Source organism: Pedobacter sp. 05L430, from assembly GCF_056397585.1.
Genome location: NZ_JBFTNT010000004.1, coordinates 74,463 through 97,223, shown reverse-complemented (window position 1 = coordinate 97,223; position 22,761 = coordinate 74,463). Strand labels below are relative to the sequence as shown.

General features: G+C 38.9%; 15 protein-coding genes. 11 read left to right on the top strand and 4 right to left on the bottom strand.

Annotated elements, in window-relative coordinates:
* Window positions 1-55: 55 nt before the first annotated feature.
* A complete protein-coding gene (gene secA / locus AC1DG9_RS02265; RefSeq protein WP_477634260.1) occupies window positions 56-3,370 on the bottom strand; it encodes a preprotein translocase subunit SecA in 3,315 nt (1,104 codons plus the stop codon).
* Window positions 3,371-3,604: 234 nt separating this feature from the next.
* Window positions 3,605-3,907 carry a hypothetical protein gene (locus AC1DG9_RS02260; RefSeq protein ID WP_172661744.1) on the bottom strand — a complete coding sequence of 101 codons (303 nt, stop codon included), beginning with the start codon at window positions 3,905-3,907 and terminating at the stop codon, window positions 3,605-3,607.
* A 158-nt stretch (window positions 3,908-4,065) separates the two neighbouring features.
* Between AC1DG9_RS02260 and purD the strand changes: the two genes are divergently transcribed.
* Window positions 4,066-5,337 (top strand): phosphoribosylamine--glycine ligase, encoded by a 1,272-nt coding sequence (gene purD, locus AC1DG9_RS02255; protein ID WP_172661745.1) that lies wholly within the window; start codon window positions 4,066-4,068, stop codon window positions 5,335-5,337.
* Between the two features lie 231 nt (window positions 5,338-5,568).
* Here purD and AC1DG9_RS02250 read toward each other — a convergent pair whose 3' ends face one another.
* Both AC1DG9_RS02250 and AC1DG9_RS02245 read right to left on the bottom strand, forming a co-directional pair.
* On the bottom strand, window positions 5,569-6,720 hold the full coding sequence (locus tag AC1DG9_RS02250; RefSeq protein WP_288884389.1) for a TlpA disulfide reductase family protein: 1,152 nt from the start codon (window positions 6,718-6,720) through the stop codon (window positions 5,569-5,571).
* 112 nt (window positions 6,721-6,832) lie between these two features.
* Entirely contained in the window at window positions 6,833-8,014 is a 1,182-nt protein-coding gene (locus AC1DG9_RS02245; RefSeq protein ID WP_288884390.1) for a formimidoylglutamase, read from the bottom strand.
* 75 nt (window positions 8,015-8,089) lie between these two features.
* Between AC1DG9_RS02245 and AC1DG9_RS02240 the strand changes: the two genes are divergently transcribed.
* The 10 genes from AC1DG9_RS02240 (at window position 8,090) to AC1DG9_RS02195 (ending at window position 22,753) form a co-directional block, all read left to right on the top strand.
* The gene (locus AC1DG9_RS02240) at window positions 8,090-9,058 is read left to right on the top strand and encodes an NAD-dependent epimerase/dehydratase family protein (protein WP_337717313.1); all 969 of its coding nucleotides are present in this window, start codon (window positions 8,090-8,092) and stop codon (window positions 9,056-9,058) included.
* Window positions 9,059-9,060: 2 nt separating this feature from the next.
* Window positions 9,061-10,359 carry an HAD-IB family phosphatase gene (locus AC1DG9_RS02235; RefSeq protein WP_172661757.1) on the top strand — a complete coding sequence of 433 codons (1,299 nt, stop codon included), beginning with the start codon at window positions 9,061-9,063 and terminating at the stop codon, window positions 10,357-10,359.
* A gap of 1 nt (window position 10,360) precedes the next feature.
* Window positions 10,361-11,326 carry a tryptophan 2,3-dioxygenase family protein gene (locus AC1DG9_RS02230; RefSeq protein WP_477634259.1) on the top strand — a complete coding sequence of 322 codons (966 nt, stop codon included), beginning with the start codon at window positions 10,361-10,363 and terminating at the stop codon, window positions 11,324-11,326.
* 78 nt (window positions 11,327-11,404) lie between these two features.
* Entirely contained in the window at window positions 11,405-12,469 is a 1,065-nt protein-coding gene (locus AC1DG9_RS02225) for a branched-chain amino acid aminotransferase (protein ID WP_172661759.1), read from the top strand.
* Window positions 12,470-12,738: 269 nt separating this feature from the next.
* Window positions 12,739-14,826 (top strand): S9 family peptidase, encoded by a 2,088-nt coding sequence (locus AC1DG9_RS02220; RefSeq protein ID WP_438871719.1) that lies wholly within the window; start codon window positions 12,739-12,741, stop codon window positions 14,824-14,826.
* Between the two features lie 25 nt (window positions 14,827-14,851).
* Window positions 14,852-15,658: a glycoside hydrolase family 16 protein gene (locus AC1DG9_RS02215; RefSeq protein WP_172661764.1), complete on the top strand. Its 807-nt coding sequence runs from the start codon at window positions 14,852-14,854 to the stop codon at window positions 15,656-15,658.
* A gap of 69 nt (window positions 15,659-15,727) precedes the next feature.
* Window positions 15,728-17,323, top strand: a complete 1,596-nt coding sequence (locus AC1DG9_RS02210) for a tetratricopeptide repeat protein (protein WP_477612044.1) — start codon at window positions 15,728-15,730, stop codon at window positions 17,321-17,323.
* Between the two features lie 259 nt (window positions 17,324-17,582).
* Window positions 17,583-20,348, top strand: a complete 2,766-nt coding sequence (locus AC1DG9_RS02205; protein ID WP_337717308.1) for a TonB-dependent receptor — start codon at window positions 17,583-17,585, stop codon at window positions 20,346-20,348.
* A gap of 30 nt (window positions 20,349-20,378) precedes the next feature.
* Window positions 20,379-21,632, top strand: a complete 1,254-nt coding sequence (locus AC1DG9_RS02200) for a right-handed parallel beta-helix repeat-containing protein (RefSeq protein WP_172661768.1) — start codon at window positions 20,379-20,381, stop codon at window positions 21,630-21,632.
* 53 nt (window positions 21,633-21,685) lie between these two features.
* Window positions 21,686-22,753 (top strand): phytase, encoded by a 1,068-nt coding sequence (locus AC1DG9_RS02195; RefSeq protein ID WP_216854416.1) that lies wholly within the window; start codon window positions 21,686-21,688, stop codon window positions 22,751-22,753.
* Window positions 22,754-22,761: the final 8 nt, after the last annotated feature.

Sequence of the window (22,761 nt, the reverse complement as noted above, 5' to 3'; positions counted from 1 at the left end):
AAAAAAGAATGCCGATTTTTTTACAAAAATCGGCATTCTTTATCTTTATTACAAATTACAATCCTGCACCGTGACAGTTTTTGTATTTCTTACCACTTCCACAAGGGCATGGTTCGTTTCTTCCTATTACCGTATCCTTACGGATAGGCTGCTGAGGCACGTGTTCACGTGTATCCTCCATCTGAGCAACATCAGCTGAACTTGTAGCCTGATTAAATTCAGGTTTAGACATTTTCAATCTGGTTGGTGCTGGTCTTGGAGCCTGAGCTTCCCTTACATCATTAGGATCTGTCTGTACCGGAATTCCACCTTTATACAAGAAACTAACCACCTCTTTATTTACCGCATTWARCATGTTTTTAAAYARGTTRAAWGCTTCCATTTTATARATSAYCAATGGATCTTTTTGTTCGTAWACYGCATTCTGTACAGATTGCTTTAACTCGTCCATTTCACGTAAGTGCTCTTTCCACGACTCATCAATAAGCGCAAGTACAATTGTTTTCTCAAAAGATCTGGTAACCTCACGACCACCGTTATCAATTGCCTTTTTCAAACCTACAGGAACCTGTACACTACGTACACCATCAGTAAAAGGAACAACGATTTGCTCTATCTGCTCACCACGCTCCTGATATACCTGAGTTAATACCGGCATAGCCTGAGCAATAATTGCATCAGATTTTCTTGCATAGAAAGCAGTTACTTCCTCAAATAATTTATCTGTTAAATGATGAACGCCTTTTGAGCTGAACTCAGCTTCATCAATAGCTGTATCTGCAGAGAAGTTTTTAATTACCTCAAGCTTAAAGCCTTCGTAATTTCCTTCTTCTTTGTATTCAGTTACAATATCTTCCGCAACATCAAATACCATATTGCTCATGTCAACATCTAAACGCTCGCCGAACAAAGCATTTTTACGTTTAGCATAAATAACCGAACGCTGAGAGTTCATAACATCATCATATTCAAGCAAACGCTTACGAATACCGAAGTTATTTTCTTCTACTTTTTTCTGTGCACGCTCAATAGATTTGGTGATCATTGAATGCTGAATTACCTCACCATCCTCAATACCCATTCTTACCATGATGTTAGAGATTCTTTCAGAACCAAATAACCTCATTAAGTTATCTTCTAATGACACGAAGAACTGAGATGAACCCGGATCTCCCTGACGGCCTGCACGACCACGTAACTGTCTGTCTACACGACGAGACTCATGACGCTCCGTCCCAACAATTGCCAAACCACCAGCATCCTTAACGCCTGGGCCTAATTTAATATCCGTACCACGACCAGCCATGTTGGTTGCAATGGTTACCTGACCAGGTTGTCCTGCTTCAGCAACAATATCAGCTTCTCTCTGGTGCATCTTCGCATTCAGGACATTATGTTTAATACCTCTCAGTTTCAACATACGGCTAAGTAATTCCGAAATCTCAACCGAAGTTGTACCCACCAATACCGGGCGGCCTGCTTCAGTTAATTTTACGATCTCTTCTGCTACTGCATTATATTTTTCACGAACAGTACGGTAAACATAATCCTGATGATCTTTTCTTGAAATAACTCTGTTTGTAGGTATCTCTACTACATCCAGTTTATAGATAGACCAAAACTCGCCAGCCTCTGTAGTAGCTGTACCCGTCATACCGCAAAGCTTGTGGTACATACGGAAAAAGTTTTGCAAGGTAACGGTAGCATAGGTTTGCGAAGCATCTTCAACTTTTACATTTTCCTTTGCTTCGATTGCCTGGTGTAAACCATCTGAATAACGACGGCCATCCATAATACGACCAGTCTGCTCATCTACAATTTTAATTTTACCTTCATCAATGATGTATTCAACATCGATCTCAAATAAAGTATATGCTTTCAACAACTGGTTTACAGAGTGGATACGCTCTGCCTTAATAGAGTAGTCGCGCATTAAAGCATCTTTCTGAGCTATTTTTTCTTCACTGGTTAATGATGATTTTTCGATATCAGCAATCTCAGTACCTACATCAGGTAACACAAAGAAATTGTGGTCTTCACCAGATTTCGTGATCAGCTCGATACCTTTCTCAGTTAGTTCAACCTGGTTGTTTTTCTCATCAATATAGAAGAACAATTCCGAATCTACTTTAGGCATATTCTTAGACTGATCTGCCATATAATGGTTTTCAGTTTTCAATAAGGTTTGTTTTACACTACCCTCACTTAAGAACTTGATCAATGCTTTATTTTTAGGCAAACCACGGTGCGCGCGTAAAAGTGCTAAACCACCTTCGCCCTCTTCTGTACCGGTTTTACCATCATTAATTAATTTTTTTGCTTCGTTTAAAGCTTTGGTAACATATTCTTTCTGAGCAGTAACCAAACGCTCAATACGTGGTTTTAGCTCATGAAATTCATGCTGATCACCAAAAGGAACAGGTCCTGATATAATTAATGGCGTACGGGCATCATCAATTAAAACTGAATCGACCTCATCCACCATTGCAAAATGTAGCTTGCGTTGTACCAGCTGATCAGGAGTTTGCGACATATTGTCACGCAAATAATCGAAACCAAATTCATTGTTGGTACCATAAGTGATATCAGCAAGGTATGCGTCTCTGCGTTCCTGAGAGTTTGGTTCATGTTTATCGATACAATCAACCTTTAAACCATGGAACTCAAATAAAGGACCATTCCACTCCGAGTCACGTCGTGCAAGGTAATCATTCACCGTTACGATGTGTACACCTTGTCCGGCAAGTGCGTTCAGGTAAGCAGGCAGCGTACTTACTAAGGTTTTACCTTCACCAGTGGCCATCTCTGCAATTTTACCATTATGCAATACCATACCACCAATCAACTGAACATCGTAATGTACCATGTTCCAAACTACCTCGGTACCTGCAGCATCCCATTTATTGGCCCAAAGTGCTTTATCACCTTGTATAGTTACATTCTTTTTACGGGCAGCATAGTCGCGGTCAAACTGAGTAGCCGTAACTTCCAGTTGCTCATTTTCAGAGAAACGTCTCGAAGTTTCTTTTACCACTGCAAATGCAGCAGGCAAAATCTCAGACAACACTACTTCTAATTCCTTATCACGATCTTTGATTAAAGCATCAATCTGATCGTATATAGCTGTTTTTTCAGGCAATGACAATTCCTGGCTTTCAGCATCGGTTTTTAACCCGCTTATTTTTCCATCTATTTCTGCTAACGCTTTAGCGATAACATCTTTAAAATAAACTGTTTTATTACGCAGTTCATCATTGCTTAGTGCTGATAATTTTGCGTACTCTTCGTTTATTTTGACTACTATAGGCTGTAATGCCTTAATATCTCTTTCTGATTTGCTTCCAAAAACTTTGGCTAAAAATCCTAACATGTATACTTGTGTTTGTTTATTACTATTATTAAAACTGATAAAATTACAACAACCAAGCCATTACCGGGCTGTAAGCCAGAATGTCAGTTGTCAGTGCGCTCAATGTTTTCGCTTCGCGTCATCCTAAGTTTATTTTCAGAATTCCGGTTTAGCAGGAATTGAGGCATGTGCGAGATCCTGAAATAAATTTGCTTCACAGCTTCTGTGAGGTCAGGATAACGATGAATGCTAAAATTAGGGACTGTTATTCTTGGGCTGTTCCCTTATGGTAAGGTTTAAGATGTTTTGATTATGAGCCCTATATTTAATGATATGTGCTTCAGGAAGTACTCCTATAGTAGTTAAAGCACTATAAGATAAGAAAAAAGGATACCTCGAATCGTCAGGCTGACTTGAGCGAACAGTTGCCTGTTCTGTGTTCACCTGCTGCTTATTGCAGTACTTTTCGGTTATAAGTCTTAGCCCCTCAACCCGCTCGGCTTTGGCCAAGTGGGTAAGACTAAAAAATACAAGTGATAAAGTAACAATGTGTCTCATGTTGGCGGCAAATCTAATTTTAATCTTTTACAAACCGAAATCTATTGACAAACAACCTTTTCTAAGCATATTTTATGCCTAATTTAAACTTAGCCTGTGATAATTTAGCTAAAGCGGTATATTTGCCCACACAGACCCAACAATTAAATCATATATAGATGAATATCTTACTATTAGGATCAGGAGGAAGAGAAAGTGCCTTTGCCTGGAAAATGAGCCAGTCTCCTCTTTGCTCTCAATTATTTATTGCACCTGGTAATGGTGGTACAGGAGTTTATGGAAAAAACATAAATCTTAACATCAATAATTTTGAAGCCGTAAAAGCATTAGTTCTTAAAGAAAACATAGAACTGGTAGTAGTTGGCCCCGAAGAACCTCTTGTAAATGGTATTCATGATTTTTTTGCTGAGGATGAAAGTTTATCAAAAATCCCGGTTATCGGGCCAAAAAAAGAAGGTGCAATTTTAGAAGGCAGTAAAGATTTTTCTAAACAATTTATGGCACGCCATGGTATTCCTACAGCAAGTTCGCGTTCTTTTACCGGCAAAACTTTAGAAGAAGGTTTAACTTACCTGCAATCTCATCCCCTTCCGGTGGTATTAAAAGCCGATGGATTGGCAGCAGGAAAAGGCGTTTTAATTATAGATAATACCGAAGAAGCACAGGAAGAATTAAAATTAATGCTTAGCGGCAAGTTTGGCGAAGCCGGAACTACAGTAGTAATTGAAGAGTTTTTAAGTGGCATAGAGCTTTCGGTATTTGTACTTACAGATGGCGAAAACTATGTGATACTTCCTGAAGCAAAAGATTACAAACGTATCGGGCAAGCAGATACTGGCCTAAATACTGGTGGTATGGGCTCGGTATCTCCGGTTCCTTTTGCCAGCAAAGCATTTTTAGACGAAGTTGAACGTGATATTATCATTCCAACCATTAGCGGTTTAAAGAAAGATAAAATCAACTATACAGGCTTCATCTTCTTCGGTTTAATTAAAGTAAATGAAAAACCTTTTGTAATTGAATACAACTGCCGCATGGGCGATCCGGAAACGGAAAGTGTAGTTCCAAGAATCGAGAATGATCTGGTAGAACTTTTTCTTGCAACAGCCAAACAGAAATTAAAAGGATATAAATTAAATATCAGCCCTAAAAATGCTGCAACCGTAATGATTGTTGCGGGCGGATATCCTGGAGAATATGAAAAGGGTAAAGCCATTACCGGTATTGACAATGTACGCCAATCTTTGGTATTTCATGCCGGAACAGCACTTGAAGGTGGTGTTGTAAAAACAAACGGCGGTCGTGTTATTGCAGTTAGCAGTTTACAAGATAGCCAGTTTGATGCATTACAATCGGCAACAGCCGATGCTGCCCGCATCTATTTTGACGGCAAGTATTTTAGAGAAGATATTGGTTTTGACTTAGTATAAGGGAGCAGGAATCTTCCTTATACGGTAAAAAAACAGGGTGTGTCATAAATCATGACACACCCTGTTCTTTTATCTTATCGTCGAGATGACATGCATTCGTTAATCAACAACTACACGTTCTTTAACCAATTCACTATTGTATTTGCAATGCGTAATGATTGTATAACGATTGTATAAACCCCCAATTTCCACAGGAATTCCCCCCAAAATTGGCAACCAATTAAGCAGGTCTTATTTAGTTTTTGGAGCGCCTAATACTTCCGCAAGTTTGCTTTGTAATTCTTCTCCTCTTACATTCTTTGCAATGATTTTTCCGGTTGGGTCAATCAGATAATTTGCAGGAATACCACGGATACCATACATCTTGGCAACGGCATTATCCCAAAACTTCAAGTCTGATACGTGAGTCCATGTTAAGCCATCATCTTTAATAGCTTGTAACCAGGCTTCTTTTTGACCAGGTTTATCCAGAGAAACACCTAGAACCGTAAAGTTTTTGTCTTTATAAGTATTGTATGCCTTAACTACATTCGGATTCTCGCCTCTGCAAGGTCCGCACCATGAAGCCCAAAAATCAAGCAACACATACTTCCCTTTAAAATCAGATAATTTAACAGGCTTATCGTTTACATCATTTTGAGTAAAATCCATTGCCAACGAACCAACATTATTTTTCTTTAATGATGATAACATCTCGGCTATGCTTTTACCAAGATCAGTAGCTTTAACCTCAGCAGAGAATTTATTAAAATCAGGCTCCACAACGGTTGGGTTAGCATCAGGCCCTATTGTACCTGCAAATGCTACCAGAGCAACATAAGAATCGCGATTAGCTAAATAAAACTGTTTATTAATATCTATAAACTCTTTTTGAAGTGCTTCGCTACGTGCCTGCACAGTTTTTATATAGTTTTCATCCTTACGCTCTTCATCAGTTTTACGCTTATACTCCGCTTCTAACGCAGCGTTTTTATCCATAACAGATTTTGTTATGGCTTTATACTTAGCATCATCATCATTTACAGCAGAACCTTTTACTACGGCATGTTTAACAGAATCGGTAGCCGAATTAACTGCAACCGTTTTTGGCTCCAGGTAAAATCTAAATAAATCAACAGCTGCCGGATCTGCTGGGGCAGGAGCTTTATCATCATGAACAACTCTAATTGCCGCCTGTGATATTCCGGTTAAGGGGCCGGTAAACGAAAACTTACCTCCCGCAATAACGGCTGAATCCACAACCTGGGTACTTCCTGTTTTATAATATAAAAATGCTTTGGCCGGGGCGTTTAAGTTCCCAACTTTGGCCTGCAATGTGAATTTTCCTTGTGCCATAGCTGCAACAGGCAATAAACAAACTGCAGTAATTAATAATTTCCTCATATTGTGTTCTTTAATTTTAACAAGCATTGGTACAATTTATTATATATATAATAGTATGCCTGCACTCAAATATAAATTCAAGCCCCTACATAACGCAATAAAAAATGTAAAATTATAATAGTTTCTGGAATGTGCGCCACCAGAGATCAGGCATTTCGCCATTTACAGCAGTCGTATAATCATCGTAACGACATGGTACTAAGTGAAATCGTTCATTCTTTGAGATTCCTGTAGGGTAAGGGACCTGCATCCACCACCTATCTGATTTTTTACTTTTAACAAACAACATCTCTCCTGTTCCGTCATTTAAACTGGCTCTGTAGATCAGGTATTGAGATTTTGGTGTAAGCGGAAAATCCTTTTTACGGTTGTAATAGCCATCAACAAAATACCAAACCATTTGAGCCAGCAGCATGGCTGTTTGCCCGTTGGTATCGAAGGCAGGATTAAATTCATAGAAACCGATAGAGGTAAGCTTATCACTCATCCCTGCGTATCTGGCAATGCGGCAAGCCTGCTCGCCATAAAAGCCATTTGGCCCTGCATTTGCATTTGCCGCAGCATCAGATGAGCGAATTGCGCCAATATCGAAACTGAGCATATTGGCATTACGAACAATCGGTTCGGTTAAACTGATATCATCTGCAAATTCACCTAAGCGGTGCACATCAAAATACAGCTTGCTCATTACCTTTAAGCTTTCCTGATTCACATAATAGGTTTGGTAACCAATATTACTAAAGTTGAAAAGGTAGTTTGGCTGGTGAAGTAGTATTTTATTTAAGTAGGTATCTGATTTGGCAGCAAGTCCTTCCTGATCTTCTTCATCAAGGTCAAATTTACTATCTACAACCACCAGATCTACCTTTTGCTCCAGGCTTTCGTAAGCCAGGTATTGCGCGTAAGTAAGGTCTTGCCCGCCGCCAATAATTATAGGTACAATGTTCAGCTTAATCAATTCAGACACTACCATTTTTAATGCTACGTAGGTGTCGGAAATTGAGGCACCAGCTTTTATATTTCCCAGATCTATAATTTTACTGGTATAAGCGCCTTCATTTAAACTATAAAACTGGGCACGAAAATAGTCGGGGGCAAGGCCGCAGCCTTCATTATTTACAGAAGCACGGTCATCTTGTACTCCAAAAATGGCAATATCGTATTCATTTTCTTCAAGGTCAGGAAATTTATCTGTGTAAAAAGTAGCCTTCAAACCTAGCTGACTGGTATAAAATCCCGCTTTTGGTGAGAATTTGTCTGTACTTAAAGGTGAAAAAAAATCGGATAAAGACATATAGTACTATAAATGTATGCCATCAAATATCTATTTTTGAGAGCATATTTTAATGAACATCCTAAAAAAAATGAAATGATATTAGTTACCGGCGCCACTGGATTTTTAGGAGCAGAATTAATAAATCAATTAACTGAGTCGGGTGTAAAGGTAAAAGCATTAAAACGCGAGCACTCTGTTATACCGCAATCAATAAGCAACAACGCTGATATTGAGTGGTTTGTTGCGGACATAAATGACATTTCTTCACTTGAGGATGCCTTTGATGGTGTCGATCAGGTTTACCACTGCGCAGCCATGGTATCTTTTAATCCTAAGGATAAAGCCCAATTGCTAAGGGTTAATATTGAAGGCACCAGCAATATTGTTAACCTTTGTGCAGAAAATAACGTTAGGTTGGTGCATGTTAGTTCCGTTGCCGCGTTAGGAAATGCAAAAAAGGGCGAACTAATTACCGAAAAAGATTTCTGGGAATACGATTCAAAAGCACATTCATATGCCATTTCTAAATACGAAGGTGAAATGGAGGTTTGGCGCGGAATAGCAGAAGGGCTAGATGCGGTAATTGTAAATCCCTCGGTAATTATTGGAGCAGGAGCAGGTTTTGAAGGCAGCGGTGCAATATTTAAGCTGGTTAAAGATGGTCTTTCTTATTATACCAGAGGTGCAACAGGAATTGTGGATGTTTATGATGTTGCAAAAAGCATGATTGCTTTAATGAACAGTAAAGAAAGCGGAGAACGTTACACCATATCTTCTGAAAACTATCATTACCAGCGGTTTTTTGGAGAAATTGCACAGGGTTTTAAGGTAAAAGCCCCTGCCAAAGAAGCAAAGCCATGGATGCTGGGCATTGCATGGAGAGCCGCAAAACTGGCATCCCTATTTACAGGAAAACCCGCAGCATTAACAAGCGACGCAGCAAGAAGCAGCTTAAACGAAAGCTTATACAGTAACGAAAAAATAAAGCATACAATAGGAATACAATTTAAACCACTTAAGCAAAGCATCGAAGAAGTTTGCGAAGGGTTAAAGAACAACTAAAAATGAAGCAGAAAAATATTTACATCATTGATTTTGACAGCACCTTTACACAGGTAGAGGCTTTAGATGAGCTGGCCCGTATCTCTCTTAAAAAACATCCTGAGAAAGACGCTATTTTTCAGAAGATTGAAGATTACACTAACCTTGCAATGGAAGGAAAGCTTTCTTTTGGAGAGAGTTTGGCTCAAAGAGTAAAGCTTCTTGAGGCTAATGAAGATCATTTGAAACAACTGATTACGCATTTAAAGAAAAAAGTTTCTGCTTCTTTTTCGCGTAATGCCGAATTCTTTAAAAAGCATGCAGATGAAGTTTTGATTGTTTCAGGTGGCTTTAAAGAATTTATTACTCCGGTAGTAAGCAAGTTCCACATTAAAAAAGAAAACATCTACGCCAATACTTTTGTAACTACCGGCGATGGAAAGATAATTGATTACGACCACTCGAACCCTTTAAGTGAAGAAGGTGGCAAGGTAAAATTGATGCAACAGCTAAACCTTGAAGGCGACCTTTACGGAATTGGCGATGGCTATTCTGATTTTCAGCTTCGCGAAAGTGGCTTGATAAAGAAATTCTATGCTTTTACTGAGAATATTTCTAGAGAAAGCATTGTTAAAAAAGCAGATCACATTACGCCAAGCTTTGACGAGTTCTTGTATGTAAACAATTTACCAAGGGCTATATCATATCCTAAAAACAGGATTCTGTGTTTGATTATTGGTGATGCAGACCCATTGAGCATTGAGTTACTGAAAAAAGATGGTTTCTCTGTTCGCCACAAAACTACTTTTGAAGAGAAATATGTAGCTGATGTACACATGATGTTGTTGGCAGATGGTGAAAAGATTGAGCTTGAGAAATTAAAAAGAGCGGTTAAGCTTAAAACTATAGGTTATCTTGGCAATACAAAAAACAAAATTGATATAGCTACCTGTACTGAGCAGGGCGTTGTTGTTTTTGAAGATCCAAAACACAACCCACGTAATATCGATTTCATTCCAAAAAGGATGATCGATTTTATGAATACAGGTACCAGTTACCTTAGCAGTAATTTCCCGAACCTGCAATTGCCAAGAATCGAGAAATCGCACAGGTTAATACACATTCATAAGAACGTACCGGGTATTATGGCTAAAATAAATACTGTTTTTGCCAAGCATGATATTAATATTGTGGGTCAGTTTTTGATGACTAACCCTGAAATTGGTTACGTGATTACAGATATAAATGCACAATACGACAAGCAGTTGTTTAAATCGTTAAAAAAGATTGAGCACACCATAAAATTCAGGGTTTTATATTAGAATGGAACTTACACCTCAGATAAAGGAAAAACTGGATAAACTGCAGGAAAAGTATGCAGCAATGGGTCAGGATATGTCTGCATATCTGGATGGCTTGTTATATGCTGATTTCTTAACTTATTGGGATTATATCCATCTGGATACTCTACTGAGCCTGCAAAACCCGAAAACGCCATTCCCGGATGAAGAGATTTTTATCATGTACCATCAGATTACTGAGCTATATTTTAAACTTGCACTTCATGAATGCAAACAGATTGCTGATAATCAGGAACTAACGGTTCAGTTTTTTACCAATCGGGTAARACGCATTAATGCTTATTTTAATGCATTGGTTACTTCGTTTGAGGTGATGGTGAATGGGATGGATAAAGATCAGTTCCTGAAGTTCAGAATGTCGCTGTTACCAGCAAGTGGTTTTCAATCTGGTCAATACCGAATGATAGAAATTTGCGCAACTGATTTTATCAGGCTGGTTGACAAAAGCAAAAGAGAAGAACTTGCAGATAAGAGCGTTGAAGAGCAATTTGAATTCATTTACTGGAAGTTTGGGGCTACAGAATTGGCCAGCGGTAAACAGACGCTTACTTTAAAGCAATTTATAAACAAGTATGCTGCGCAGTTCCTGCAATTGGTAAAGGACAGGAAAGAGACTAATTTTTCGGCCTTATACTATAAGCTGTTAAAAGAGGGGCATGATGTTTCTGCTTTGGCAGATGAGCTTAGAAAGCTTGATTTATATGTGAATGTGGAGTGGCCATTGTCTCATTATAAATCTGCGGTCAGGTATTTGGAGAGAGATCCTGTAGATATTGCAGCTACCGGTGGCACCAACTGGCAGAAGTATTTACCTCCACGTTTTCAGAAAAGAATTTTCTATCCTTTCCTTTGGACAGAAGATCAAATGGAGGAATGGGGCAAGGGTTGGGTGCTTAGTGTATTGAAAACACTTAGAAATGAGGCGTAAACATTGTCAAAATCCAAAATAATAAAGAATAAACAAGGCTTTTTTTATTAAATTTGCAGTAATAAAATACAAGTCAAAATGAACGAGACATTGGATATAACAGTAACCAAGACTGAGCAGACCAGATTAACAGTAACAGATTTTTCTCAATTACCTTTCGGAAAGGTGTTTTCCGATCACATGTTTATTGCAGAATACGAAAATGGTGAGTGGACGAACCTACAGGTATTACCTTACGGTCCGATTCTTATGAGCCCTGCAATTTCTGCCCTTCACTACGGACAGGCAATTTTTGAAGGTATGAAAGCTTATCGTTTAGCTGACGGAAAAGTCAGCGTTTTCAGAGCAGAAAAAAACTTTGAGCGTTTCAACAAATCAGCAACACGTATGGCTATGCCAAGCATTCCTGAGGATATTTTTATGCAGGGAATTGCAGCGCTGATTGAGATTGATAATAAATGGGTCCCTAATCAGGATGGTTATTCTTTATACATTCGTCCGGTGATGTTTGCTACAGATCCTTATTTAGGTGTTAAAGCATCTGACAAGTATACTTTTGCTTTATTAACTACACCAACAGGTCCGTATTACAGCAAAGCCTTAAAAGTTAAAATTGAAACTGAATATACGCGTGCAGATGAAGGTGGTGTTGGTTACGCCAAAACCGCTGGAAATTATGCTCGTTCTTTATATCCATTTGCAGAAGCTCAAAAAGAAGGCTTTGATCAGTTAATCTGGACAGATGCTGTTTCTCATGAGTTTATTGAAGAAGCAGGGACAGCTAATTTGATCTTCGTAATTGATGGCAAATTGGTAACACCTTCTGTAAGAAGCACTGTTTTAGATGGTGTAACACGTGATACAATTATCAAACTTGCAAAAAAAGCAGGCATTGAAGTTGAAGAAAGACGCGTTAGTGTAAAAGAAGTAATAGAAGGAATTGAAAACGGCAGATTGACTGATGCTTTTGCAGCGGGAACTGCAGCAACGGTAACTCCAATTGGAGAAATCGGATACCAAGGCCAGGTTTATAAGTTAACTGACCCTTCAACACGTACAGTTTCAGCAGGTATTGCTAAAACATTGAATGATATTCGTTACGGATTAGCTCCTGATGAATTCGGTTGGAACTGGATTGTATAATTGAAGATTAGTACTTGTTTAAAATTATATAGCGCCCTTTTTAAGGGCGCTTTTTTTATACCAACGCCGTCATCTCCTTTGGTTAATCAAAGGAGATGACGGCTGCTTTAGCAGAGCCTTAAAACATTCCAAATTGGGATAGGATACAACTTTAAATAGAAGATTTTTCGTAAAGTACTTATACTTTAGTAATTTCCGCGGCGCTAAGGCGCAATTCAATATCAACAGGATCTTATAGCATGAAAAAAATACTACTTATTTGTTTAGCGATGTCATTATTTATTATCAAATCAGAGGCTCAGCTCAAAAAACTTTCACAACAACAAATCTTTGGTGGCCAGCCCTCGCTTACTAAATCTATAAATATAGTCAACGGATGGAGTGATGATAACCATTACATTGAGATGGACACCAAGGATCATAACTTATATGCAGTAGATGTTAAATCGGGCCAAAGAACGCCGTATACTCCACCGCCAAAAAGTAATGTAAATCTATCTGTTAAAAACAATGATGTTTACATACAATACGGGCAGGATGAACCAAAACGCTTAACAAATGATAAAGACGAGGAGAAGAACCCTACCCTATCTCCTGATGGAAAGCATGTAGCATTTACCCGAAATAACGATCTGTATTCAGTTGATGTTGAAACAGGAAAAGAGATCAGATATACAAATGATGGAACTGATGTAATTTATAATGGTTGGTCGTCGTGGGTGTATTACGAAGAAATTCTTGGCAGATCTACCAATTACAAAGCCTTCTGGTGGTCGCCGGATAGTAAGAACATTGCATTTATGCGTTTTGACGATACCAAGGTTCCCATGTTTCCAATTAATGGATCAACCGGGCAACATGGGTATACAGAAAAAACACGCTATCCAAAAGCTGGCGACCCTAATCCGGAAGTAAAAGTAGGATTTGTCCCTGTAAACGGAGGTTCTATTGTATGGGCCGACTTTAACGAAAAAGATGATCAATACTTTGGCACTCCTTACTGGAGTTTTGATGGCAGTAATTTAATGGTACAATGGATGAACCGCGGACAGGATAACTTAAAATTTTATTCAGTAAACCCTACCAATGGTTCTAAAAAAGAAATCTACGACGAGAAACAGTCTTCTTGGGTAGATTTAGATTACGATGGGCGCATAGAATATCTTCAAGATAAAAAACACTATATCCTTAAAAGTGATAAAACAGGATGGGCACATTTTTATTTATACACGTTAGATGGGAAACTGGTAAATCCACTAACCAGCGGCAAATGGCAGGTTACTGATCTTGTTCATGTAGATGAGAAAAATAAGGTTGTTTACTTTATGGCTCGTAAAGAAGCATCTACGAGAACAGATTTTTATAGTGTAGGCTACAATGGCAAGAACTTAAAACGATTGTCATTTGGGGATTATTCTCATCAGGTAATGATGTCGCCCAATGGTTCTTATTTCATTAGCACTTATTCCAATGTTTCTACCCCTACTAAAAGAACATTATTAAACAATAAAGGGAAGATCATTAAAGAACTTGGCGACACTAAATCTGATGATTTTGCACAGTTCAACTATGGTAAAACAGAAATGATTACTATCCCTACTGATGATGGCTATAATTTACCAGCTGTAATAACCTACCCTACTGATTTTGATCAGAATAAAAAGTATCCGGTAGTGATGAGTATTTATGGCGGGCCAAATGCAGGCAACGTAAGCAATACCTGGAAAGGAATTGGCGGACAATGGTGGGCAAATGAAGGGATCGTACAGATTTCTGTAGATCACCGCGCATCAGGACAATTTGGTAAGGAAGGCGTTGCTTTAATGCACCGCAACCTGGGTAAGTGGGAAATGCAGGATTATACTACTGCTGCAAGATGGTTAAAAGCCAAATCATGGGTTGACAATAAGAAACTACTGATTACAGGTCATAGCTACGGCGGTTATATGACTTGCCTTGCCCTTACTAAAGGAGCCGACGATTTTGATTTCGGATACGCGGGAGCACCCGTTACCAGCTGGGAGCTTTACGATTCTCATTATACAGAGCGTTTTATGGATACGCCTAAAGAAAACCCTGAGGGTTACAAAGATGGTTCTGTTTTAACCTATGTAAACAATTATAAAGGATTATTGAGGATTATGCATGGTGATATGGATGACAATGTGCATATGCAGAATACGATACAACTTATAGATAAGCTTCAAAATGCGAATAAACATTTTGAGTTGATGATCTATCCGGGTGGAAGACATGGATGGGGAGGTGTAAAATCTGCTCATGATAAAGCTGAGCGTTTCCGCTTTTACTATCAAAACCTATTGAACAAGCCTGTACCAGAAGAGTTACTTAAATAGCGCTAAATATTTATCACCTTTAGTTATGAAAGCATTTAACTGTTTAATTGGAGCATTGCTAATGTCTGCCCTTTCTGGTATGGCTCAAACTAAATCTATGCCTATGGAAAAAGGCAAGACGTTGATATGGAGTGATGAATTCAACTATAAAGGCCTTCCCGATTCTACAAAATGGGACTACGAGGAAGGCTTTGTAAGAAACCGTGAGAAACAGTTCTATACACGTGCCAGATTAAAAAATTGCTATGTTAAGCGTGGCAAGCTTGTGATTAAATCACTAAAGGAAAAATATAAGGATGCCGATTATACTTCGGCAAGTATTAACACACTTGGAAAACAGCACTTTGACGGAAACATCCGTGTTGAAATAAGAGCAAAGATCCCATCGGGAAAGGGCATATGGCCTGCCCTTTGGATGATGGGATCAAATATAAAGCAGGTGGGCTGGCCTAAATGTGTAGAATTTGATATTATGGAGTTTGTAGGTCATACGCCTTCAACTATTCACGGAACCCTCCATTGGGCTGATAGTGGGTTGAAAGATCCTAATGGCCATAAAAGCAGCGGCGCCAATGTAAAGATGGATGATGTGCATAAAAAATACCATGTTTATGGTTTGGAGCGCAAGGGTGATAGTGTAAAGGTTTTTATAGACGACAAGTATTATTTCAGCATGTCGGCCCCGGCTACAGCGTACAAAGATTCGTTTACCTCTCCGCTATATCTTTTGATGAATACCGCGATTGGCGGCGAATGGGGCGGAGATATTGATGATTCTATATTTGCTCAAAAGTTCTATGTTGATTATGTGCGCGTTTACAAATTAGATTAAGATTATGCCTTAAGATGGCGCCTCTTTAATTTAACATTAGCTTAATACTGTATGTTTTACTTTTAAAGGGTGAAGAAACTTACCTTAAATAGTATAACAATAGGTTTAATTCTGTTTTGTTTTTCATTACCTGTTTTTGCGGTTTACAATCAGGCTCAGGGAAAAAATGATATAGGCACACTGATTAAGAAAGACCCCAACTCTGCGTTTATAAAAATAAAGGGGTTGTTAAATACAGCATTAAAACAGAATGACCTGATCTCTGCTGCAAAATATTATCAATATTTTGGCGAGATCTTTTATCATCAGGCAGCCTATTCGCAGGCAGTAAATTATTTTTACAAGGCAGACCGCATATTTAGAAACCATAATGATCAGGCTAACCTGGCTGAAAACCTGAATAAAATTGGGGATGCTTATTACTACAGCAGGCAATATAAAACAGCGCTGACTAAATTTCAGGAGGCCTTAAATATTTATATAAAGATAGGCAACAGGTCAGGCATGGCGGAATGTTATGGACTTATTGGTCAGACCTATGAGAAAAGCAGTAAGTACGAAAGTGCAATGAAATATCAGCAGCTGGCACTTACGGCCTATAAAAAGGAAAAGAATCAAACCGGCATTGCAAAGATCTATGAGAACCTTGGTAGTATTTATGAAGACAAACTGCATCTTGATTCGGCCCTCAAGTACTATTCATTGTCTCTAAAACTAAACAAGGCCGCGGCAAATGATCTTGCCCAAATAGAGATTGTAAACAACATTGGCGACGTTTACAGAAAAAAAGGCAGGTACCCTGAAGCAATGCGTTATACGCGCAAAGCGGAACATATGGCCTTAATCATGAATGATCAATATCAGCTTAGCAGTGCCTACAGGGACCTATCGAAAACATTTGATCTTATTAAAAAGTATGATAGCGCCTATCACTACAGTGAACTAAGCCGCAATATCTTCCTGAAGATCTATACGGCTGACAATACCAAGCAGCTGGCCCTATTACAAACCTTATTTGAAATACAACAAAAGGACGATGCAATTGTAAGGTTTGAAAATGAGAGAAAGGCAAATCAGTATATCATTGTTGCAGTGATCCTGATCATCCTCTTACTGATTTTACTGGGTATAAGTACTATTAGCCGTCAACGTTTGAAACTTCGAAACGAACAGAAGCTTAACGAGCAGAACAACATGCTTTATGAAATCCAGAAGAATGCCATTAAAGCTGAGCTGGAACTTAAAAGCAAGGAACTGACCAGCAATACGCTCCATGTAATTCAAAGCAATCAGTTTCTGGAAGAACTAAAGGAAGAGATCTCTGATATGATAAAGGATGAAAAAAGAGATCAGAAGAGACAGTTACAGCAAGTGATGCAGAAAATAAATCAAAACATTAATCATGACAGGCATTGGAAAGAATTCTCTACTTTATTTGAACAAATTCACCAGGCTTTTTTTGACAATCTGAAAAGACATAGTGATGATTTAACAGCAAATGACATCCGTTTAGTAGCCCTTATTAAGATGAATTTAAGCTCAAAAGATATGGCTGTTATTTTTGGTATTTCCCAGGATAGTTTGCGTGTTGCACGTTACCGTTTACGTAAAAAACTGAATATTCCGCAAGGAGAAAACCTGAGTTCTTTTATACAGACACTATAACAAAAATCACGATTTCCGGAGGCTTAACAAACTGTTAACATAACGCTAACTAAATGATAATGGCGATTTCGGTTACAATCAAATACTTGACAATCAATATTTTAACAAAATACTGTTCACGCTGTATCCGTTCTGTATACATCATTTGTAACGCTGTATACATTTTGTACACGCCTCAATCATTAAACTCCATCACCTGGTTTGCACATTTGCCTCACGGTTTAAAAAACACTACCACCACAAACAAATTTTCAGGAAAATGAAGTCAATTTTACAAGTTCTTTTTTGCTTATTAATTGGTGCTGCCACGGCCAGTGCAACCAGTTTAAAAGGTTACGTTTTTGATCAGAAAACAGGTGAAGCTTTAGTAGGCGCATCAGTATATCTGGAAAATACTGACAAGGCAGTATTAACGGGATTAGATGGCTCGTTTGAGATCAAACATCCACCAGCAGGAAACTTCACATTAAAAGTATCTTATGTGATGTATAAGGTTTTATCTAAACAGATTACAATACTTAAAGAGGATAATCCAACGATCAGGATTTATCTGTCTGAAACGAAAGAGAAAGAATTAAGTGAGGTAGTTATTTCGGCAAAAAATGATGGCTCGGCTGAAAAAACTGCAAGACGCATCGAGCAAAAATCTGCGCAGCTAATTAATGTCGTATCGGGCAAGGCGATGGAGATTTCTCCGGATCTGACAGTCGCAAATGTTATTCAACGTGTTTCAGGTGTATCAGTTGAAAGGAGCAATAGTGGAGACGGACAATATGCTATTCTAAGAGGAATGGACAAAAGATACAATTATACCCTGGTTAATGGGATAAAAATACCGAGCCCTGATAATAAATACCGTTACGTTCCTTTGGACATTTTCCCTTCGGAACTTTTGGACAGGCTTGAAGTATATAAAACCTTGACTCCAAACCTTGAAGGCGACGCCATAGGTGGGGTGGTAAATATGGTAATGAAAGATGCACCGCAAAAGCTACAGATCAATGCAAACCTTGCAGGCGGTTATAGTCAGCTATTTATAGATCGGGGCTTTAGTTCATTTGATGCCTCTTCAGTTCATCGTAAATCACCATATGAGCTTAACGGGAAGGATTACAAAGCCACGCAAGCAGACTTTCCAAGAGGTACTGCAGATTACAAGTCGAGCCACCCTGCTCCTAACCTAGTAGGTGGTTTATCTATAGGGCAACGTTTTCTTGACAATAAGCTTGGGTTAATTATTGCAGGAAGCTATCAGAACACCTATCGTGGTAGCAACGGCACTTTCTATCGCTCGTCGGCAGCCAAYGCATCAAATAAGTTTGCAACAATCACAAGCATGAACGAACGCCAGTATTCGGAACAACAGAAACGCTATGGTTTTCATGGTAAGCTGGATTACGCATTCAACGAAAACAATAAGCTAAGTCTTTATAATGCCTACGTGGATCTGAATAACATTCAGGTTAGAGATGAAAAATCTACAGATTTCTCTACCGGCTATGAACCAGCCGCAGGAAAAGCACAGTTGGAATACGCTACACGATCGAGGGTRACGGAACAACAGATCTATAACAGCACGCTTCATGGAGATCATCAGATTATTCCGGACAAGTTGAAGATTTCGTGGTCGGCAGTCTATTCGTCTGCCAAAAATGAAGTGCCAGATAACACAACCATTACCTTAAGTGGAAAACGCGAGAATTTTATTGACACTCGCACTGTTGCAAAAACAAATGGCACAACGCATCGCTGGGAACGTAACACGGATGAAGACAAAGCCGGATATCTTGACATTAGCTATAAAGTTCCTGTTGGCCAACTCAAAGTAGAATTTTCTGCAGGAGGATTATACCGCGACAAGCAGCGCAGCAGTTTCTTTAACAATTACACTTTAACTCCGGTAAATACCGCAGCTAAATATGGGGTTGATTTTAATAATTATACTGAGATAGACTGGACAGTTCAAACACCGGGTGGAGCCGTAAACAATCCCCTTACTTATGATGCCTCGGAAAAACTTGCTGCTGGTTATGGGATGTTTAACATAAGTAAGGATGCAGTTGAGGTAGTTGGGGGGTTACGCGTTGAACACACAAACCAGGGTTACGCAATGCTGTTCCCTGCCGGAGAACTTCGCCCGAAGGGTAATCAGGTTTATACTGATTTTCTTCCATCTGTAAATGTGAAGTATAAACTGAGTGGAAAGCAGCAGTTAAGGGCATCGTACTTCCGCTCTTTAAACCGTCCCGGGTTTTATGAACTTATTCCGGGAGGTGTGGTTCAGGATGACTACAAGGAAAAAGGAGATCCAGATCTTAAGCGCGCTATTGCGGATAACTTTGATTTGCGCTACGAGCTATTTCCAAATAGTAATGATCAACTATTGGTTGGAACGTTTTATAAAGCGATTAAAAACCCGATTGAATATAGCTTTCAGGCAGACCCTATCCGCCCTCAGGACACCTATTATCTGCCAGGTAATTTCGGAACTGCAAGGAACTACGGCTTGGAAATTGACTACATAAAATTCATTAATCAGTTTGGAATAAAGGCAAACTATACCTATACCCATTCCAGAATTACAACACCAAAGGATTTATTGACAATAGACCCCGAAACCAACGATTCTAAAAAAATCACTGTGTTGCAATCGCGTCCGCTTTACGGACAGTCGGAACATATCGCCAACCTATCCCTTATCTATAAAAACACCAAAAGTGGATGGGATGCCCAGGTTGCCGGCTCCTATACAGGTCCGCGCATTAATACCGTATCACAATTCCTTGATAATGACCTTTGGCAAAAGGGCTTTATCCAGATGGATGCCTCTGCTGAGAAAAAATTCAAGAAAAACCTTAGTGTGTTCATAAAAGCGGGAAACCTGTTAAACACACCTTCGAAGTTATTTATTAAAGGTATTAATCCGGCAAATGCAGATACCGGGAATCAGTTTGATGGTAAAACATTAATCCGCAACGACTATTACGAGCAAACGTACCTGTTAGGCTTGCGCTATAAATTATAAATCAATCTTATTTATTATAAAAGAGAAAAAATGAAAGCAAAACATTTGTTTATCTATCTGGCCATTTTAACATCAGTTATTGCAGGATGCAAAAAGGCCAATATTGATGTGGATCCTGATACGGGAAACGGGACTGTTACCGGTGAGGTTTCGGGAATCTGGCTAAAAGGAAGTACACAATTTATTAAAGGCGATATCATTATTCCAGAGGGCAAATCCTTAACCATTGAAGAGGGCGTTACAATTGTAATGGATACTGTTGCAAAGCCGGAGATTATTGTAAAAGGAAATTTATATGCGCAGGGTACTGCAGATTTTCCAATAAAATTTACAGTTGCAGAGGAATTTAGAACTGAAGCAAAAAAGTTTGGAAGGCTTTGGGGAGGAATTCTTGCTGCACCAAGCTGCGAGGAGTTATTGCTTGACCATACGATAATAGAATATGCAGGTGCAACAACTTCTGATGCTTCAACTTCTGTGAAGCAACACTTGTACAAGGCAGTAGCTGGTGAAAACTTGCCAGCACTTTGGTTTTCGAATGTAAATGGCAAACTAGTAGTAACAAATAGCATTTTCAGAAATCTGCAGGAAGACTGTACTTACATAGATGGTGGTAAAGTAATTTTCGCAAACAATTCCTTTTACACTACTGGAGTTACTGGTGGCGAGGCCATCAATTTGAAATCTGGCTGTGTGGCTGATGTTGCTTACAATTTAGTTTACAGTACAAACACCAATGCATTAAAGTTATCAAACAGTGGCGACCGCACACCGCAGGCTTACATTGTTGTTTATAACAATACTATGGTAAATACAGGATGGCGACGTCCTACAGCAAAGGGAGGATCTATCTGGGTAGAGGCAACGGTACGCGTAAGTGTTTATAACAATATGTTTGCAAATACTCGTTTTGGAATTAAAAGAGATACAAAAAAACCAGAGGACGATAGGTCTGTATTCGGGAATAATTACTATTATGGATTTAATCAGGTTACTGTAGATCAGTTCCAACCAACAAAAGAGATCATTGCAGGGACAAATGATATCATCAGCAAAACAGCCGGGGATAATGATCCTATGTTCATAAATTACCCATTGAACATTCCGGTTGATAATGCAACTTTTAATACCGCATGGGATTTCCATTTAAAACCAGGCTCTCCGGCGCTTGGAAAAGGTACAACAAACTTTACCAGACATTATGCTTCGGGACTGGTTTTAAATGGGGTGACCTATAAATCACCTGACCCATCTGGCTACATTGGTGCATATGGCACAAACTAGCTTAATTAAGAAGTTACCACTTTAAAGAATAAGAAATATTAAATTAATACCTAATGAATAAATACACCCAGATATTTATATTCCCGGCGATGCTTATATCGATAAACATGGCCTGCACCCAACAAAAAACAGATACCAATGACGCGGTAAAGCCTTTATACACTACAGAACCAGTGCAATTTGACTCTGATGATCCGGCAATATGGATTAACCCGGTAGATTCTTCAAAATCATTGATCATTGGAACTGACAAAGACGAAAATGGCGGTTTATATGTGTTTGATCTGAAAGGCAAGATCATTAAGGACAAGACTATAAAAGGATTAAAACGACCTAATAACGTTGATATCGCATATGGTCTGCTGCTTGGAAGTAAAAAGACGGATATAGCAGTTACAACAGAGAGAATGACACATAAACTCCGCATCTATTCTCTACCTGATATGAAGCCCCTCGATAATGGTGGTGTTCCCGTTTATGAAGGTGAGAAAGGTGAAATGTACAGAGACCTGATGGGCATTGCAATGTACACCAGTCCTAAGGGTGAAATCTATGCCATTGCCGGTAGAAAAACAGGGCCTAAAGACGGTTCTTATTTATGGCAATATTTGCTTGAAGACGATGGTACAGGACACATCAAGGCAACCCTGAAGCGCAAATTTGGAAACTACAGCGGCAAAAAAGAAATAGAGTCGATTGCAGTAGACAACGAGATGGGCTATATCTATTACTCAGATGAGCAGTTTGGCGTTCGCAAATATTATGCTGATCCGGCTAAAGGGAATAAAGAGCTGGCCTTATTTGCCAAAGAGGGTTTTACTGAGGATAATGAGGGCATTAGTATCTATAAAACTACGGACACAACAGGTTACATCCTGGTATCAGATCAAAGTGCAAACCACTTTAAAGTCTATAGCAGAGAAGGTGTAAAAAATAAGAACGACCACCAACTCATTACAAGTATTAAGGTATCAACCAACCAGAGTGATGGCTCAGACATTTACTCGAAACCACTTAATGCCGATTTTAAGCATGGAATTTTTGTTGCGATGAGTGACAACAAAACATTTCAGTATTACAGATGGGAAGACCTGGCAGGTAAATTATTAAAAGTAAACTAAAACTGACG

Bases quoted from the DNA above. Each gene is read 5' to 3' on its own strand.
- AC1DG9_RS02195 (WP_216854416.1), top strand. From the start codon at position 21,686: ATGAATAAATACACCCAGATATTTATATTCCCGGCGATGCTTATATCG.
- AC1DG9_RS02245 (WP_288884390.1), bottom strand. From the start codon at position 8,014: ATGTCTTTATCCGATTTTTTTTCACCTTTAAGTACAGACAAATTCTCA.
- AC1DG9_RS02235 (WP_172661757.1), top strand. From the start codon at position 9,061: ATGAAGCAGAAAAATATTTACATCATTGATTTTGACAGCACCTTTACA.
- AC1DG9_RS02240 (WP_337717313.1), top strand. From the start codon at position 8,090: ATGATATTAGTTACCGGCGCCACTGGATTTTTAGGAGCAGAATTAATA.
- purD (WP_172661745.1), top strand. From the start codon at position 4,066: ATGAATATCTTACTATTAGGATCAGGAGGAAGAGAAAGTGCCTTTGCC.
- AC1DG9_RS02250 (WP_288884389.1), bottom strand. From the start codon at position 6,720: ATGAGGAAATTATTAATTACTGCAGTTTGTTTATTGCCTGTTGCAGCT.
- AC1DG9_RS02220 (WP_438871719.1), top strand. From the start codon at position 12,739: ATGTCATTATTTATTATCAAATCAGAGGCTCAGCTCAAAAAACTTTCA.
- AC1DG9_RS02215 (WP_172661764.1), top strand. From the start codon at position 14,852: ATGAAAGCATTTAACTGTTTAATTGGAGCATTGCTAATGTCTGCCCTT.
- AC1DG9_RS02225 (WP_172661759.1), top strand. From the start codon at position 11,405: ATGAACGAGACATTGGATATAACAGTAACCAAGACTGAGCAGACCAGA.
- AC1DG9_RS02260 (WP_172661744.1), bottom strand. From the start codon at position 3,907: ATGAGACACATTGTTACTTTATCACTTGTATTTTTTAGTCTTACCCAC.
- AC1DG9_RS02200 (WP_172661768.1), top strand. From the start codon at position 20,379: ATGAAAGCAAAACATTTGTTTATCTATCTGGCCATTTTAACATCAGTT.